The sequence below is a fragment of the Citrobacter sp. genome, assembly GCF_050252275.1.
GTDB classification, from domain to species: Bacteria; Pseudomonadota; Gammaproteobacteria; order Enterobacterales; family Enterobacteriaceae; genus Citrobacter_A; species Citrobacter_A amalonaticus.
In genome coordinates, this window is record NZ_JBFWLF010000065.1 from 1 (window position 1) to 17,068 (window position 17,068).

Genomic DNA, 17,068 nt, shown 5'->3' on the forward strand with positions numbered 1-17,068 from the left:
CGACGCTCTTCCGATCTAAAAACAGCAGCATAAACCGGAAGCGACTTTCGATACCCAGCGCAATGCCGTCAGAAATGGCGGGTATCGACATCAGCATGAGCAACAGCAAGGTAATCAGGCAGCGCCAAAAGAGATTCATGCTATTCATCCTGCTGATTTTTTTTCAGCTTGCGCATCAGTAACCACATTCGAACCGTTCTGACCTTCAGGTTTTTATCCGAGACGGATTCCTGCACCAGCCCGGTATGGTGGTGGTAGCCATTGAAAAACAGATTCAGTACGACAGCGCTGAAGGTGGCAAGCATAATTCCGCTGTGCAGTAACGGCTGGAGAACGGCAGGCAGGCGAGAGAAAAAGTCATGCGATAACGTCGGCGTCATGCCGACGCCCAGGCTGATGGCCACAATGTAGAGGTTGTAACGGTTCGTGGTGTAATTGCAGCGCGAGAGAATGCGGATCCCGGTTGCCAGTACCATACCAAACATCACCAGACCCGCGCCGCCGAGGACGAACTGCGGAATGGAGGCGACCAGAACCGCCATTTTCGGCACCATGCCAAACAAAATTAAGATGACGCCGGAAGCGATGCAGACCCATCGACTGTGCACGCGCGTGACGCTGACCAGGCCAACGTTTTGGGAAAATGAGGTGTGGGGAAAGCTGTTAAATACTCCGCCAATCATTGTCCCGACGCCATCCACGCGCAGGCCGCGAATGATATCCTGCGATGAGAGTTTGCGACCGACGATTTCGCCGAGCGCCAGGAACATCCCCATCGATTCAATAAACACAATGATTAACACAGCCGTCATGGTCAGAATCGACACCGGATCAAAGACAGGGGTGCCGAAGGCCATGGGGGTGACAATCGCGAACCACGAGGCATCGTGCAGGCCTGACAAATTCACTTCATTCATCATCCATGACAACGCAAAGCCAAAGATGATCCCCAGCAGGACCGCGACGTTGGACATGAAGCCTTTGGCAAATCGGGTGATTAATAAAATAAAGATTAAGACCGCAAATGAAATCCCTAAATAGACCGGATTCCCATACTCAGGATTACCTTTTCCGCCTGCAGCCCAGTCAACGCCCACCTGAATAATGCTCAGACCAATCGAGGTGATCACCACGCCCGTTACCAGCGGTGGAAATAAGGGCATCAGGCGACCGACAAGCGGCGCTAAGAGTGTGGTGATCGCGCCAGCGGCAATGGTTGAGCCAAAAATACCCAACAGACCGATATCCGGATTGATGCCAATCGCAATCATCGGCGTCACCGCGGCAAACGTCACCGACATAATCACGGGCAGGCGAATCCCCATAAAGCGACCGATGCCAATACATTGCAGCAGGGTCACGATCCCGCAGCAGAAGAGATCCGAGCTGATTAACAGCGCAATAGCTTCTTTGCTGAGGCCGAGTCTGTCGCCAATCATCAGCGGTACAGCGACCGCGCCCGCGTACATGACCAGCACATGTTGCAGACCGAGGACGACCAGCTTGCCAGGCGATAATATACGGTCGACCTCATCGGTGGCGCGGCCCTGCCCCGACGGTGAGGGAAGTTGGGAATCTATGGCGCTCATGCGTTTTCTCCTGAATGGCGAGGCCGATAGAACAGCTCCGCGCACGTTGGCGCGGAGCCTCGCTTAAATAGCCCATCCGCCGGCGTAAAACGCCACCAGCGCGACGGTAATGATGACGGTACCGATGTTCAGCTTCTGCCATTCCCGGGCAAAAACGCGACCGACAACCAGCGTCACGAAACCGAGCATAATGCCGGTGACAATATTGCAGGTCAGGACGATAAAGACCGCGCAGACCAGACCAGCCATCGCATCGATGAAGTCATTGAAATCCAGTTTTGAGACATTACTGAGCATCAGTAAGCCGACGTACATCAGCGCAGGCGCCGTCGCATAGCCGGGTATCAGGTAAGAGAGAGGCGATAAGAACAGGATAAGCAAGAACAAACAGCCGACGATGGCGGCGGTCAGTCCTGTTTTTCCACCGGCGGCGGTTCCCGCAGCGGATTCAATATAGACGGCGGCCGGCGCTGCGCCCACCAGACCGGAGAATACGGAGCTGATGGAGTCGCTGGTCAACGCTTTACCGCCGTTGATGATTTGGTTGTCTTTATCCAGCAGATTCGCTTGTCCGGCGACGGCGCGGATGGTGCCGGTAGCATCAAATACCGCCGTCATCACCAGCGCCAGTACGCTGGGCAGCACCGCAGGCTGTAAGGCGCCCATGATATCAAGACTGAAAATCAGAGACTTACCATCTTCACCGCTCAGGCTGGGCATGGCGACCAGGCCGTGATATTTAACGGCAGGGTCAAATATCAATCCGATAATCGAGATGGCGATAATCACCAGCAGGATCCCGCCAGGGACGCGGCATTTCTCCAGCCCGAAGATGACCGCCAGTCCCAGCAGACTCATCAGAACCGGAAAAGAGGTAAATGCGCCGAGTGCCACCGGAAGCCCTTCCAGCGGGTTTTTAATCACCATACCGACGCCGTTCGCCGCGATCAGCAACAGGAACAACCCGATGCCAATCCCTGTGCCATGCGCGATACCCATGGGTAAGTTTCGTAAGATCCAGGTCCGGACGCCGGTGACCGAGATAGCGGTAAAAATGACCCCCATCAGGAAAACCGCGCCGAGGGCGACAGGAATCGAGATCTGCTGCCCCAGCACCAGGCTGAATGCGGTGAAGGCGGTCAGCGAAATAGCGCAGCCGATCGCCATCGGCAGGTTGGCCCACAGGCCCATCAACAGCGAGCCGAAGCCTGCGACGAGGCAGGTGGCGACAAAGACGGCGGCGGGTGGGAATCCCGCTTTCCCCAGCATTCCGGGCACGACTATGACCGAATAGACCATCGCCAGAAAGGTGGTCAACCCGGCCAGTATTTCCTGACGCACGGTACTGCCACGCGCCGTAATCTTGAAGTAATTATCCAGCGCGCTGCGTGGTTTCGACGCGCCGGGGGTTTGCAGAATATCTCCAGACATAATGATGTCCTCAGCAGGATGTTAGCGTTCTGTCAGGTCCGTTCGTACACCAGACGTCCGTCGACGTAAGTGCGGTAAATTGAGCGATCGTCGCCCAGCGTCATCATCACGAACAATTTGTCGACCAGGGATGTAGAGTTGTCATAGCGCAGTTGTTGCAGCGGCGTCGCTGTCGGTTCCAGCACCACAAAGTCCGCCTCTTTGCCCGGCATAAAGTTACCAATCAGATCGTCGAGGCCCAGCGCTTTCGCGCCGCCGAGCGTCGCCAGGTAAAAGGCTTCGTATGCCGAGAGCCGGTACCCCTGTAGTTGCACCACTTTGTAGGCTTCGTTCAGCGTTTGCAGCATGTTGAAGGTGGTACCGGCGCCGATATCGGTCCCCATACCGACGTTGATCTTCTTCCTCCAGGCTTTTTGCAGATTGAACAAACCGCTGCCGAGGTAGAGGTTTGAGGTCGGACAAAAGGCGATGCTGGAGTGGGTTTCGCTCAGGCGATCCCACTCTTTCTCTTCCAGATGGACACAGTGGGCGAAGACGCAATTTTTGCCGGTCAGTCCGTACTGGTGGTATACATCCAGATAGCCGTCATGTTCAGGATAGAGTTCTTTAACCCAGGCAATTTCGTCTTTGTTTTCACAGAGATGGGTATGTACCCAGGTATCGGGATATTCTTCCCGCAGACGCTGCGCCATCGCCATCTGTTGCGGTGACGAGGTCGGGGCAAAGCGCGGCGTGATGGCATACAGCAGGCGGCCATTTTTATGCCAGCGCTCAATCAACGCCTTACTTTGCAGGTAGCTGCTCTCGGCGTCGTCCAGAAGATAATCCGGCGCGTTACGATCCATCATCACTTTGCCGGCGATCATGCGCATATTGATATGGCTGGCGGCTTCAAATAGCGCATCCACGGACTGCGGATGCACCGTGCCAAAAACCAACGCGCTGGTGGTGCCGTTACGCAACAGTTGCTTGATGAAAAAAGCCGACATCTCGCGCGCGTATTCCAGATCCTCATAGCGTCTTTCGGTCGGGAAGGTGTGCTTATTCAGCCATTCCAGCAACTGCTCGCCATAGGCACCGACCATTTCGCTCTGGGGGTAGTGGATATGTGTATCAACGAATCCCGGCACGACCAGTTTTCCGCGATAGTCACGGACACGGATGGCGTCAGGGATCTGCTGTTTTCCTGCTTCCCACTCACCAAACCATTCGACTTTTCCCTGGCGAATCAGCAGCAATCCGTCTTCCAAAAATCGCAGCGCTGAGGCGATCTCTTCCGGGTTTTCAACGGTGCGGGTGACATCAATAAAGCTGCCGCGTACCGCTTTCAACGTGTGTTCTCCAGACATCGTAAACTCCTTTACCGTTAATCCGTTTCCTCCGGGGAGACGATGCCCGGCAGCACTTCTTCAGGCCGGTAGCCTCCTGGGAGAATGATATTCAGTAGAATGGCGGTCAGACCGCCCGCGCAGATGGGGTTTTCCACCAACACATAAATTGAGGCAGGCAGGATTTTGAATATTTCCGGGTCATAGGAGACGCCCAGCCCCAGTCCCAACGAGGTGGCAACAATCAGCGTTTCACGGCGCTTAAGCCCGTTCGTGATGATGATGCGGATCCCGGCGATTGCGATCATCGAGAACATTAGCGTCATCGCGCCTCCCAGCACCGCCGAAGGAATGGTGGTAAAGAAACCGCCAATCATTGGAAACAGTCCAAGCAGCACCAGCATGACGGCGATGGTGCGGCCGATATAGCGAGAGGCGACGCCGGTCATCTGGATAACGCCGTTGTTTTGCGCAAAGGTCGTCAATGGCAGTGAACCCACCGCAGAAGCAATGACGGAGACCAGCCCATCGGCCAGTACGCCGCCCTTCAGGCGTGACTGGTATTCATCCCCCTGAATGGGTCGTCTGGACACCATCGCGGTCGCGGTAATATCACCGACGGCTTCCAGCACGCTAAGCAGATAAATGGTCCCCACCACCAGAAAGTGATGAAAGTTGAACTGGAAACCGTACTTAAAGGGGGTCGGGATGGTAACCCACGGCAGATTGCGCATACTGCTGAAATCCACCATGCCCAGGCACAGAGAGACGATATAACCCACGCACAGCCCGATCGCGATACCGCCCATTCTCAGTAACGGACTGCGGCAGCAGTTAAAACCGATCACCACGATCAGCACCAGCAACCCGACGCCGATATTCTCGTAATTTCCGTAGGTGCCGCTGCTTTTCGCCGCAAAGCCGCCGCCAAAATCGATAATCCCGACTTTAATCAGGCTCAGGCCAATCATCAGCACCACAATGCCGCTGACGGTCGGCGTGATGACCCTGCGTAAGTAAGGCAAAATGAAAGACGAGCCCACCACCAGAAATGCCCCGACAAATGAAACGCCGAGCAGCGATGACATGATCAACTCTTCGTGGAATCCATCGTTTTTCATCCCGCTGCCCAGTGCAATCATCACCGTAACAAACGAAAAGTTGACCGACTGAATCGAGAGTAAGCCGGAACCGACCATGCCATAGCGATTGACCTGCAGCCAGGTGCCGATGCCAGATGCAATCATCGCCATTGAGACCAGATAGGCGGTGGTTTCCGTTGAAAGCTGTAGCGCGGTGCCAACAATTAATGCGGGCGTGACCATGGGGACAAAGATGGCCAGCAGGTGGGTGATCGCGCCGATAATAGACTGATGAAAGGGAGGTCGATCCTCCAGTTCGTAAATCAGATCTGAGCCTGCACGTGATATATCAGACATCCCTTCACTCCTTAATAAGTAAATTTGATCATCTGAATCAGCAGAATTAAATTCTGCGAATTTGAGGCGCAGGTTGCCCTGAGAACGGCTTATCTCATTTCCGCAGACGGCATTTAATCGTTATTGAGTCATGTGAGCGGGCCGCCTGAGCGGCCCACGTTGTTACATTTTTTCCAGCGCGGTCAGTATTTTCTCCGGTGTGAAATGCCATTCGCGTAACCATACGCCACAGGCATCATGAATAGCGGTGGCAATGGCCGGTGCCGCGCCGTTAACGCCAATTTCTGAGATCGATTTGGCACCAAAGGGGCCAACCTTATCGTCGCTTGGCACCAGAACGGCACGAAAATCCCGAGGGATGTCGCCAATTTTTGGCGCACCGTAACTGCGCAGATCGCGGGTCAGCGGATGGCCTTCGGCATCATAGAGGATCTCTTCGCTCAGACTATGGCCAATGGCCCGCATTGACGCCCCGTAGATTTGCCCGAGTGCGAGTTCCGGGTTGACCGGTGTGCCACAGTCCAGCAGTGCGTAGAACTTGTCGAGACGGATTTCGCCGGTTCGGGTATTCACCGCGACTTCGGCGAAGTTCGCCCCATACGGAAATGCGAAGTCTGCGGTGATGTAACTGGCCGTGGCGACCAGCGTGCCAAAACCAGTTCCCGTCTCCGCTTTGTGCGCGATCTCAGCGTAACTCACTTCGCCCTGCTTGCCGCGTACAACGCCAGGTGCTACCAGTTGAACGTCAGCAACGGGTTCACCCAGCATCTGCGCCCCATGAAAGAGGATTTTCTCACGCAGGTTTTCTGCTGCCTTACGCGCCGCGTTCCCCGAGAAGCAGGTGCCGGATGAGGCGTAAGCGCCTTTGTCGAAGAGCGCATGGTCAGTATCGCCGGAAATGACATGCACTTCCTCTGGCGCACAGTGCAGCACTTCCGCCGTCAGTTTAGTGACAACCGTATCCAGCCCGGAGCCAATATCTGCGCCGCCGGAGTGGACGATGAAAGTGCCATCGGACTCCAGTTTGATCATGCAGTTCGCCTGATCGATGTCCGGGATCCCTGATTTCTGCATAATAATGGCGACCCCACGACCGGTACGCCAGTCACCGTCCTGTGGTTTGGGCGACGACCAGTCGATCATCTTCCGTCCCTGACGCAGGATCGCTTCCAGTGCGCAACTGGCGGCGGAAGGAACGGAGGTTGGCGCTTTCCCTTCACCGATCGCGCCGAGAATTTTCAGTTCCTGTCCCTCGTGAACCCGATTGCGTTCGATGATCTCCAGTTGATCAATGTGCAGTTGTTCGGCAAGTTCGGCTAACGCCATCGTCATCGCAAAGGTGCCTTTCGGTGCGCCATAGCCCTGATACGCCCCCGTCGGACAGATATTGCTGTAGTAGGTGGTGACCTGAAAATCGACGTTGTCGCAAGGGTACAGCGGTAACGAGAGCGCCGGGCCGTTGCTCGGCACCGTCAACGAATGGTTGCCATATGGGCCAGTATTGGCGCGGAAGTCCATTTTGACCGCCGTCAGGCGACCATCTTTCTTCGCGCCAAGTTTGACCGTGACTTTTGCAACGTGACGGGAGGTATTGGCAATAAACTCCTCTTCACGGGTATAGCGGAAATAGACCGGGCGTCCGGTCACGCAGGTCGCCCATGCGCAGACTTCTTCCAGCAGGATGTCCTGTTTAGAACCAAAGCCGCCGCCGACGCGTTCCTTAATGACGTGGACTTTGTGCTGCTTCATGCCAACGAGACGGGCAACCTGGCGGCGAAGGTGCCACGGTACCTGAGTTGAGGCGTGAATGATCAGGCGATCGCCGTCCATGCGCGTAAAACAGATGTGAGGCTCTGCCGGACACTGCTGCGCCTGTGTGGAGTGATAAGTGCGCTCGATGATCACATCCGCTTCGGCAAACCCTTTCTCCATATCGCCGATATGACCATGAATGCTGGCGGCGATATTTTTCCGCGGGCGTGAACCTATCGGGAAGTTGATGACCATGTGCTCGCCACGTTGGGCGGCATGGCGGTTATCTTCTTCCAGTGTCTGTGGCGCGCCTGCAACGTACACTACCGGTTCATCGTGTACGACGGGTGCATCGTCTGCCATGGCTTCGTCTATCGACAATACCGGCTTAAGCACATCATATTTCACATCAATGAGTTCGAGCGCGGCCAGCGCAATCTCTTCGCTCTCTGCAACCACGGCGGCAACACGATCGCCGACATGGCGCATTTTTTTGCCGAACATGCGGCGGTCAAGCGGGGAGGGTTCCGGCGCGCTCTGCCCGCCGGGCGTATAATAGATGTCCGGGCAGTTGCGGTGGGTGATCACGTGAACCACGCCGGGCAATGCTTCGGCTTTGCTGACGTCGAGATGAGTGATCAACGCATGGGCGTGCGGACTGCGCAGCATTTTAATTACGCAGGCGTCTGGGGTGATACGGTCTTCCACATAGCAGGGTTTGGCCTGGACCATTTTGGCCGCATCGGTTTTTGGCCAGGGTTTACCAATCACCGCGAGATCGTCGCGGAAAGTGGGGGCGACAGTCATACGGGCTTGCGGATCGTTTTTACGCGCCACCGCCAGTTCGATCACCTGATAATATTGCTGCCAGCCCGCATCACGACTGAACAGGCCGGACAACGCATCGTCAATCTCTTCACGGGTAGGATTCGCGATTCGTTCCAGCAGATCGGTGATGATCAATGCGGCCGCCGGATCGTTATAACCGGACTGCACGACGCCGACATCCACCATCGCCTGTTGTACCAGGCTCAACGCATTCCATTGACCGAGTGATTCGCTGGTGCGGATCTCCGCGTGATCCAACTGCGCGGCAATCAGTAATGAGGCATTGACGATGCGACCGTTGTAGAGAATCGCGTCCGAACCGGCGAAACCGAATCCGTCGTCACTGTTGCGCACGGAGTGCATGCCGAGGCTAAACAGCAGCTTCTGTACGTTTTCGCCCGGGTTAATCTTCATTTCACGGGCCATGCCGTTCAATGTGAAGTGAATCATCATACAACGTCCTCCCCGGCCATCAGACAGTCGGCATACAGATCGGCGACAACCACGCCGGTGATATAGCGCTTATAGGCCGCGCTGCCCCGAATATCATCCTGTGGGAACAGGGCGTTTGCGACCGCCTGTTCCAGTTCCGTACCTTCTCGCGTTTGTGTTTCCACGTCACGCAGGCGCAGTGCTTTGTCCGCCACGCCGTCCAGCGCGATGCACATGCCACCGTGTTCAGTCAACGCGACCGCCGCTGTCACGACGGTTAATCCGGCCTGTGAACGGCTCACTTTGCGCGTGGCGCAAGGGCGGAAGGGATCTTTAATGATAATTTCGGTGAGCAGGCGATCGCGTGGATCGGCGAGATAGCTTTCCAGCGACAGGGTTTCGCCATCACCACACACCAACTGGGCGTCCAGCGCCAGCAGGACGGGGAGTAACACGGACTCTTGCTGTTGCGCGGCAATCTCGCCGCCGAGGGTCGACTGGTTGCGAAGATGGCGGGAGTAGATAAAGCCTATCGCCTCACGCAGTGCCGCCGGGAGATAGCGGGCGTCATGCAACGGTTGCAGGCGAGTCATCGCCCCGATACGCAATGCGCCATTGTCCCAGTCGATCCACTCCAGTTCCAGATCCTGCAATGAAATGGCAATCCGCTTATCGGTACGCGTTGGCGTGGCGTTAAGTTTGCTGCCCCCGGCAAACCAGACGGCGTCCTCCTGATAGCGGCGCTTGAGTTCCAGCGCCTGGTCAACGGAGTCGGGCCTGAAAAATTGTTCAATCATCATCATTCCTCATCACTCCCTCTCCCGTTCAGGAGAGGGTATGGGCTATGCCAGCGCATCCATTCGCCGCCACATGTTGGCGGCGGCTTTTCGGGCCTGCGCATAAATGGAATCGGTATCGAAAGTAAACTGACGGTCTTCATACACCATCACGCCATTCACCATCACGCTGTGCACGCTGCCTGAACCGAGACCGAAAGCGATATGCCCGGCAACGTTTTCAGCGATCAGCGGCGTCGGCGACGAATAGTCGAGGAGGGTTAAATCGGCTTTATAACCGGCTTCCAGTTGGCCAAAGTTTTCTCCGAAGTTGCGGTGCAACAGTTCGTTGCCGTTCGCCAGAGCTTTCGCAAAGCTGTCAGGCCACAGAGGACCGCCCGCGTCGCGATGTTTGAAGAAGGCAAATTTCATCTCTTCAAGCATGTCGGAGCCGATACCGTCCGTCCCCAGCGCCAAATTGCGAATATGGGTAAGATGGTGGTTATAGCCCACATGGTTGTTCATGTTGGAGCGGGCATTGTGTACCAGGAAGGCATCTTGCTGATTCAGCAGGGCGATATCTTCCGCAGACAAGTACAAGCCGTGTGCGACCAGCGTTTTACGGTCAATGAGCCCATATTCCGCCAACCTGACCAGCAGGTCTTTACCGTACAGATGATGACTGTGGGAGACATCGTAGCGGTCTTCCGCCGCATGGATGTGCAGCCCGCGCCCGGTCGCGTTGATGGCCTCGCGTAGCATCTCCAGACCGGCATCGGGCACGGTAAAGGGGGCATGCGCGCCAATGTGCGCTTCCACCAGGTACGGCTCGCTACCGCTCTCTCGCGCATGGTCTATCTGACGGGCGAAGCGAATATTCTCTTCGACGCCTGCCTGTAGCTCTTTGATACCTTCGTTACGGTCGGTGGTTTCAAAGCAGGTCATTGCCCGAAGACCGACTTTTAAAAAGGCTGAACGCAGCGTAGAGAGCGAGCCCTGGATGTAGCCCGGTGAAGCATGGTGATCGATAACCGTAGAGCATCCGCTCTTAATCGCCTCCAGCGAGCAAATTAGTCCGCTGTAGTAGAGCGACTCTTCGTCCAGCGCCCGATCCAGACGCCACCACAGGTTTTTCAACGTTGAGATAAAGTCCGGGCTGGGGGCGATATTGGCCTGGATCCCGCGCGATAAACCGGAGTAGAAGTGGTTATGCGCACAGACCAGGCCTGGCATCACGATTCGCCCATGCATCTCTTTCCATTGCGCTTGCGGATAGCGCTGCGTCAGGGCGTCACCCACCTCAACAATAACGTCTTTGTCGATTGCAATATCCACCCCTTCACGCACGCTGGCCGGATGAAGTTGTACGGCGGTGACATTTTTCAGAATCAACATGATTACCCCTCCACGCGGCCTAACAGGTAATGGTGATGCTGGTGGACATAGCTAATGACGCGGCACATGTCATCCAGTTCCGGCGGGATGCTGGCGAACTGCCCATCATGGCTGATGTTTAGCACCCAGCTTTGGTCATTCAGCCGGACCCTGACCCGATCGTCTTCCACCAGGAAACCCGGGTTACTGCTGTTGTCGAAATCCTGCGGCAGGCTAAAGAGCGTGACTTTGTCTTTATACGGCTTGCCCTGCCACGGACAGAATTGAGCGCAGTTACCGCATTCGTTGCAGTAAGCATCCAGGTGCAGCGTCTGGAAGCGATTCTGGAATCCCGGCACGGGAATTGACACATTGGCGCGGTTCGGACAGACATCCACGCATTTGCTGCAGACATAGTTGCATTCAAGGCAGCGGGCTGCTTCCTGGGCGACAAAGGCGTCACGGTCGTCTTTATCGACCTTCGCGACCGCGATCTCGCCTTTACGCTGATAGATTTCAGCGGGGCTGACGTTATTCCAGCGTTTATCGCCATGGTGGGAGCGGATATTTTCCCGCCAGAGGATGGTATCCGTGGCCCGACGCGCAGAGCCGATGGCGGCAACAATGGATGATGGGCCACGCTGGACGTCGCCAATCATGAACACGTCGGTGAGGCGGGTTTCGCCGTTGTGATTCACCTCTGGCCAGCCTTTGCTGTCAAGCGGAACACCCATTGCATTCAGTGCTTCGGTATCCTGCTGTTCACCAATGGCGGTAATCAGACTATCGATGTGCAGCGTCAGCGTTTCGTCGGTTTCAACCGGGCGGCGCCGTCCTTTCTCATCCGGCTCTCCGAGCGTCATGACGCGCAGGGTGAGTGTGCCATCCGCATCAAAACGTTCTGGGTTGTTGAGAAAACGGAACTCAACCCCATCGTGCAGGGCTTCTTCATACTCTTCACGCCAGGCGGGCATCTCCTGCAACGAACGGCGGTAGACCACGGTGACTTTCTCCACACCCGGCACACGCAGTGCCGCACGGGCACAGTCCATCGCCGTGTTGCCCGCGCCGACGATCGCCACATGCTTACCGAGCGTCAACGCAGTTCCCTGATTGTATTCACGCAGGAAGGGAAGCGATTTCCAGATGTTGGGGTTATCGCCGTCGAGCTTCACGCCGCTGTTTTTATCCGTACCGGTTGCGATCAGAACGTAGTGGAACCCCTTTTCTTTCAGGCTCTGTACGGTCAGATCAGGCGCACAGCCATATTCGAACTTCACGCCGTGATCGGCGACAAAATCGATATCGTGCTGGATGAGCTCTGCCGGAATACGGAACTGAGGAATGATATTTTTCACCACGCCGCCCGCGTTGGCTTCGCGTTCAAATAGCGTCACCGGGTGTCCAGCCCGGGCAAGGAAGTAACCGGCCGCAAGCCCGGCCGGACCCGCACCGATGACTGCAACCGCATGACGTGAACCCGAGCCTGCGGGTTTGTGCCAGCGCCGTTTGTATTCATCCCACCCCTTTTCCAGCGCCACTTTTTTCAGTTCACGGATGTTCAAAGCGCTGTCATAGTCCAGACGGGTACAGTTGTACTGACACTGATGATCGCAGATATGACCGGTGATTGCCGGGAGGGCGTTTCGCTGATAAATCAGTTCCAGCGCGTCGGCATAACGCTGCTCGCCCAGCAGGCGAATATACTCCGGAATGTCCTGTTTGATGGCGCAGGCCGTAATACACGGGGCGACGTAGCAGTCGGTCAGCGGCAAGCCGCCGGCCACGTCAATGCGCTCTTCAGGTTTCCAGTGTTTTTGGGTATAGGCCATCGTGACGGCCTCTTCCGCCAGTCGATTCAGTCGTTCGACATCGACATGTTCCATTCCCCACGCATCTGAAGACTCCAGCTCACGCATACAGGCGCTGAGTCGCAGATAACCGCCTGGCTTTAACAGGTCGGTCGCCATGGTGATCGGACGAATGCCGGTGTCAAAGATATCGCGGATGGTCAACTGGCTGGCGCCGCCGGAATAGGAGATGGGCAATTGGCCGTCGAAGGCCCGGGAAAGCACGGCCGCCACGTTGATTGAGAGCGGGAACAGCGCCCGGCCAGACATATACATCTCTTCGCCGGGAAGCGCACCTTTGTTATTGACGGTGCCCAGGGTGTTGGTGAGTTTTACGCCAAAACCCAGCGACTTTTCTTTTGCCAGCGCCATCAAGCGCTGCAACATTTCCAGCGCCTGGGTGAGCTTTAGATCGTGCTCAAATGACTCTTCTTTTAAGCCGATATAACCGAAGCCACAGCTGTCCAGAATTTCACGTACGCGTGAATAGCCCAGCAGCGTCGGATTCAGCTTCACAAAGGTATTCAGCTCTTTTTCTTCCAGCATATAGCGGCAGATGGCTTCGATTTCGTGCGGTGGGCAGCCGTGCATCGTGGACAGCGTGACGCCCTGCACCAGTTTTGTGGGAATGCGTCCCGGCAGCGCCTGTAGACGTTCCCGATGTGCGTTCAACCCGTGGCGCGCGAGGAATGTTTCATCATGCAGCCATCGCTGTAGCGTATCGCGGTACTGCGCAAATTTAGGGTGCGCGGATGCGTCCATCATGTTGTCGATGAACGCCTGCATGGGCGGTTGCTTGATGCCGTCAAGGTTATAGCCGACGCTCATATTAAAAATGAACGATTTACCGGTCTCGCTACCTGAAGGTTGCAGCAGTTGCTCCAGTAAATGCAGGGCGAACCAGGCTTTAAGATACTCATCCCATGCTTTCAGCAGGGTAAATTCTGTTGACCATTCGGTATTGAAGCACTCATCTTCCGCATCAATACAGGGTTTTTCCAGTTCGAGCCGATCGAGAATTTGCACTGTTTTGAGTTCAATAAACCGACCGCCAGTCAGCCAGGAGGTGATGATATTTTGTGCGAGCTGGGTGTGCGGGCCGGCGGCGGGGCCGACGGGGGTGGCACAGGTTTCACCAAATACGCTTATCGATTTGCCTTTTTCCGGTGAATAGAACTGCTGCTCAGGAATACCAAAGATCGAGCGCTGCTGCTGATATTCATCAAATAGGCGCGTCAAAAGTTCCTCAAACGGAATCGGACGCATTATATCCCCCATACCCCTCTCCTTAGCTTTACTCGGCTTTCTTCAGGTCGTGGCAAGACAACCGGAAGGTGCGCGTGTTCATAGATGTCATTGGTTGACCGGGACTGATAAAGCCGGCGGTTTGGAGAAATAGAGCAACATTCGCACCACTACTCACAAAGCAGAGCCATAAAAATATAATTTTGTGAGGCGCTTCTAATCTTAAGTCCGCTTTGTGAAATATCTCACAAACGCTAAATGAGAATGAAAATCAGCCGGGAGAGGTATGGCGATAAGGTATTTCATCATCGCATTCTGTTTTCTCAAAAATGGCGATCGCTTATCATTATGATAAGTGAAAAATGAATCGGGAAATATTTGAACGCAATCGTTTAACTCCGTATTTCCTATTTATTTGTGTCGATTCTGCGCATTGATAAAATCCTCTGGCGTATCAATATCCAGAGTGATTCGGGCATCGTTTATTTCAATAAGATTATGTTTTCCGCGCAGCAATGCCTGACGCATATTGCTGACATTCGGTTGTGAGATGGCCTGCAACAGGCATTTTTTGGAAAGTAATACAGGATGGCCGGGCTGGCCCTGATAGCAAGGGATAAGTGCGTTATCGTTACGTAACGCCCAGATTTTACGGAAAATATCGTTATTCAGTTCAGGCATGTCACCGTGCGTGATGAAGCAGTGCCCGCTGTTCACGGCGGCAGCGCCAACCTTAATTGACGTAAATAAACCCTGAGCATAATCCGGATTGTACGTAATAATAATATTAGGCTGATTCGCATAGCGATTATGTATCTCCGTGGCGCGGTAACCAGAAACTAATATCACCCGGTTACAAAATTGCAGCGCGTTTTTGATACTTGCATCAAGAATTGTTCCTGCGTGCCAGGGTAACATCATTTTCCATTTCCCCATTCTGGATGATAACCCAGCAGCAGTAATTATACAGTCGACGACAGGCATGGCGATTCCATACAGTCGATTAGATGTTATGTCACTTCAGAGAGGCTTATGAGTATACCGGGGCATGCTTCTTTATTCTTTGATTTAGGTGCACAGAAACGGCCAACGGTTATTTCAATTGTCGGTGCGGGTGGGAAAACCAGTACGCTTTTCTGGCTCGCTCATCTCTTTCAGTTATCAGGTCGACGGGTATTCATCACCACGACGACGCATATGTTTCTGCCTGACCACTCCTGGCCGACCCTTTTCTGTCGGGAGCCCGCCGGGTTGCCGTATCACGTGTTAATGCAACCCATCATCACCTGCTTTCGGTCGTGGAAAGCGCCATTGGGAAAAGCACGTGGTTTCTCACCCGACGCCATCGATGCCTTAGCCAGACGATCGGAATGTGACGTGGTTCTCGTCGAGGCAGACGGCGCACGCGGAATGCCGCTTAAAGCGCCAGATGAGCACGAACCTTGCATACCTGAAAGCAGTTGCTGCGTGATTGCCGTGATGGGTGGACACCTGCTGGGGAAACGCGTGGGGGCAGAGCAGGTGCATCGCTGGTCTCCGTTCGCCGGGATGACAGGCCTGACGGAGGGATCCCCCTTATCGCTGAAGGCGCTGGTTCGTCTGGTTCAGCATCCACAGGGGGCATTCAAAAATGCCCCGCCAGCCAGTCGACGCGTCTGGTTTCTCAATCGTTTTTCTCAATCTGAGAATGCCATTGATGAACGCGAGCTCATCCAACTGTTGTCAGACGGTGATGTGCAGGCTATCTGGCTCGGGAATGCACAGGAAACGCCTGCAATCACGCGCAGATTTGTGAGATAGCGACGCCGGGAACACCGGGTTCCTGAAAAGATATCCATTGAGGTCTGTATGAATATTTTCACAGAGGCTGCAAAACTTGAAGAGCAAAACCGCCCATTTGCGTTGGCGCAGATTGTCGATAGCCGGGGGTCCACGCCCCGCCATTCGGCACAGATGCTGGTACATCAGGATGGGTCTATCGTCGGGACTATCGGCGGAGGCATGGTGGAGCGCAAGGTGATCGACGAAGCGCTGCTGGCGTTACAGGAAAGAAAGCCGCGTATGTTTCATGGCCGGATGGCCCGCAACGGCGCCGATGCCGTTGGCTCGGACTGCGGCGGCGCGATGTCGGTTTTTATTAGCGTGCACGGCCTGCGCCCGCGACTAGTGTTAATCGGCGGCGGGCATGTCAACCGGGCGATTGCCCAGGGGGCAGCGCTGTTAGGGTTTGATATTGCCGTAGCGGATGTTTATCGCGAAAGCGTTAACCCGGACGTTTTTCCCCCCTCGGTACAGTTGTTACATGCCGATTCTTTTACCGCGGCAGTGGATGCGCTGGAGATCCGTCCGGACAACTTTGTGCTTATCGCGACGAACAATCAGGATCGGGAAGCGCTGGACAAATTGATCGAGCAACCCGTCGCGTGGCTGGGCTTGCTGGCAAGCCGTCGTAAAGTGCAGTTGTTTATGCGTCAGTTACGGGAGAAGGGCGTCGGTGAAGAGCACATTGCCCGCCTGCATGCGCCGGTGGGTTACAACATTGGTGCTGAAACGCCGCAGGAGATTGCGGTCAGCGTGCTGGCGGAGATCTTACAGGTTAAAAATAATGCGCCCGGTGGACTGATGATGCGCACTGCGCATCCGTCCGGCCATCAGCGGGTGGTGATTCGTGGCGCGGGAGATATCGCCAGCGGCGTGGCGCTGCGATTGTTCCATGCCGGTTTCAAAGTGATCATGCTGGAAGTGGAGAAACCGACCGTCATTCGCCGCAGCGTTGCGTTCGCGCAGGCCGTCTTTGATGGTGAAATGATCGTGGAAGGCGTGACGGCAAGACTGGCCACCTCGTCAGCAGAAGCGGCGGCGTTAGCCGAGCGTGGTTTTATCCCGATTCTGGTCGATCCAGCCGGTTCGCTGATTGACGCACTGAAACCCGTCTGCGTAGTGGATGCGATTCTGGCAAAACAAAATCTGGGTACGCGAAAAGATATGGCTCCTGTGACCATTGCGTTGGGGCCTGGGTTTACT

General features: G+C 55.2%; 12 protein-coding genes. 2 read left to right on the forward strand and 10 right to left on the reverse strand.

What is annotated here, in order from left to right; genetic code table 11:
• From AB7E14_RS07780 to mocA, 10 genes are all read right to left on the reverse strand, one after another.
• Positions 1–139, reverse strand: a 139-nt coding sequence (locus AB7E14_RS07780) for a hypothetical protein (RefSeq protein ID WP_428169444.1), incomplete at its 3' end; no start/stop codon positions are given.
• Between the two features lies 1 nt (position 140).
• On the reverse strand, positions 141–1,589 hold the full coding sequence (locus AB7E14_RS07785; protein ID WP_061069612.1) for a nucleobase:cation symporter-2 family protein: 1,449 nt from the start codon (positions 1,587–1,589) through the stop codon (positions 141–143).
• Positions 1,590–1,652: 63 nt separating this feature from the next.
• Positions 1,653–3,020, reverse strand: a complete 1,368-nt coding sequence (gene ghxQ, locus AB7E14_RS07790; protein ID WP_058587097.1) for a guanine/hypoxanthine transporter GhxQ — start codon at positions 3,018–3,020, stop codon at positions 1,653–1,655.
• A 32-nt stretch (positions 3,021–3,052) separates the two neighbouring features.
• The gene (gene guaD, locus AB7E14_RS07795; RefSeq protein WP_046401438.1) at positions 3,053–4,369 is read right to left on the reverse strand and encodes a guanine deaminase; all 1,317 of its coding nucleotides are present in this window, start codon (positions 4,367–4,369) and stop codon (positions 3,053–3,055) included.
• 17 nt (positions 4,370–4,386) lie between these two features.
• Positions 4,387–5,787, reverse strand: coding sequence for a nucleobase:cation symporter-2 family protein (locus AB7E14_RS07800; RefSeq protein WP_042999375.1), 1,401 nt, complete (start codon positions 5,785–5,787; stop codon positions 4,387–4,389).
• A gap of 162 nt (positions 5,788–5,949) precedes the next feature.
• Entirely contained in the window at positions 5,950–8,820 is a 2,871-nt protein-coding gene (locus AB7E14_RS07805) for a molybdopterin-dependent oxidoreductase Mo/Fe-S-binding subunit (protein ID WP_428169442.1), read from the reverse strand.
• A complete protein-coding gene (ygfM, locus tag AB7E14_RS07810; RefSeq protein WP_042999377.1) occupies positions 8,817–9,596 on the reverse strand; it encodes a molybdopterin-dependent oxidoreductase FAD-binding subunit in 780 nt (259 codons plus the stop codon). Before ygfM ends, AB7E14_RS07805 begins: the two co-directional genes overlap by 4 nt.
• A 45-nt stretch (positions 9,597–9,641) precedes the next feature.
• Entirely contained in the window at positions 9,642–10,970 is a 1,329-nt protein-coding gene (gene ssnA / locus AB7E14_RS07815) for a putative aminohydrolase SsnA (protein WP_042999378.1), read from the reverse strand.
• 2 nt (positions 10,971–10,972) lie between these two features.
• Entirely contained in the window at positions 10,973–14,077 is a 3,105-nt protein-coding gene (gene ygfK / locus AB7E14_RS07820) for a putative selenate reductase subunit YgfK (RefSeq protein WP_316962066.1), read from the reverse strand.
• Between the two features lie 378 nt (positions 14,078–14,455).
• Complete coding sequence (gene mocA, locus AB7E14_RS07825) at positions 14,456–15,028, reverse strand: molybdenum cofactor cytidylyltransferase (RefSeq protein WP_316962065.1); 573 nt, start codon at positions 15,026–15,028, stop codon at positions 14,456–14,458.
• A gap of 48 nt (positions 15,029–15,076) precedes the next feature.
• Here mocA and yqeC point away from each other — a divergent pair, with 48 nt between their 5' ends.
• Complete coding sequence (gene yqeC, locus AB7E14_RS07830; RefSeq protein ID WP_044327190.1) at positions 15,077–15,844, forward strand: selenium cofactor biosynthesis protein YqeC; 768 nt, start codon at positions 15,077–15,079, stop codon at positions 15,842–15,844.
• Between the two features lie 48 nt (positions 15,845–15,892).
• On the forward strand, positions 15,893–17,068 hold a 1,176-nt coding region (locus tag AB7E14_RS07835), incomplete at its 3' end, for an XdhC family protein (protein WP_428169443.1).

Coding starts and splice junctions, on each gene's coding strand:
- AB7E14_RS07785 (WP_061069612.1), bottom strand. CDS start 1,589: ATGAGCGCCATAGATTCCCAACTTCCCTCACCGTCGGGGCAGGGCCGC.
- ghxQ (WP_058587097.1), bottom strand. CDS start 3,020: ATGTCTGGAGATATTCTGCAAACCCCCGGCGCGTCGAAACCACGCAGC.
- guaD (WP_046401438.1), bottom strand. CDS start 4,369: ATGTCTGGAGAACACACGTTGAAAGCGGTACGCGGCAGCTTTATTGAT.
- AB7E14_RS07800 (WP_042999375.1), bottom strand. CDS start 5,787: ATGTCTGATATATCACGTGCAGGCTCAGATCTGATTTACGAACTGGAG.
- AB7E14_RS07805 (WP_428169442.1), bottom strand. CDS start 8,820: ATGATGATTCACTTCACATTGAACGGCATGGCCCGTGAAATGAAGATT.
- ygfM (WP_042999377.1), bottom strand. CDS start 9,596: ATGATTGAACAATTTTTCAGGCCCGACTCCGTTGACCAGGCGCTGGAA.
- ssnA (WP_042999378.1), bottom strand. CDS start 10,970: ATGTTGATTCTGAAAAATGTCACCGCCGTACAACTTCATCCGGCCAGC.
- ygfK (WP_316962066.1), bottom strand. CDS start 14,077: ATGGGGGATATAATGCGTCCGATTCCGTTTGAGGAACTTTTGACGCGC.
- mocA (WP_316962065.1), bottom strand. CDS start 15,028: ATGCCTGTCGTCGACTGTATAATTACTGCTGCTGGGTTATCATCCAGA.
- yqeC (WP_044327190.1), top strand. CDS start 15,077: ATGAGTATACCGGGGCATGCTTCTTTATTCTTTGATTTAGGTGCACAG.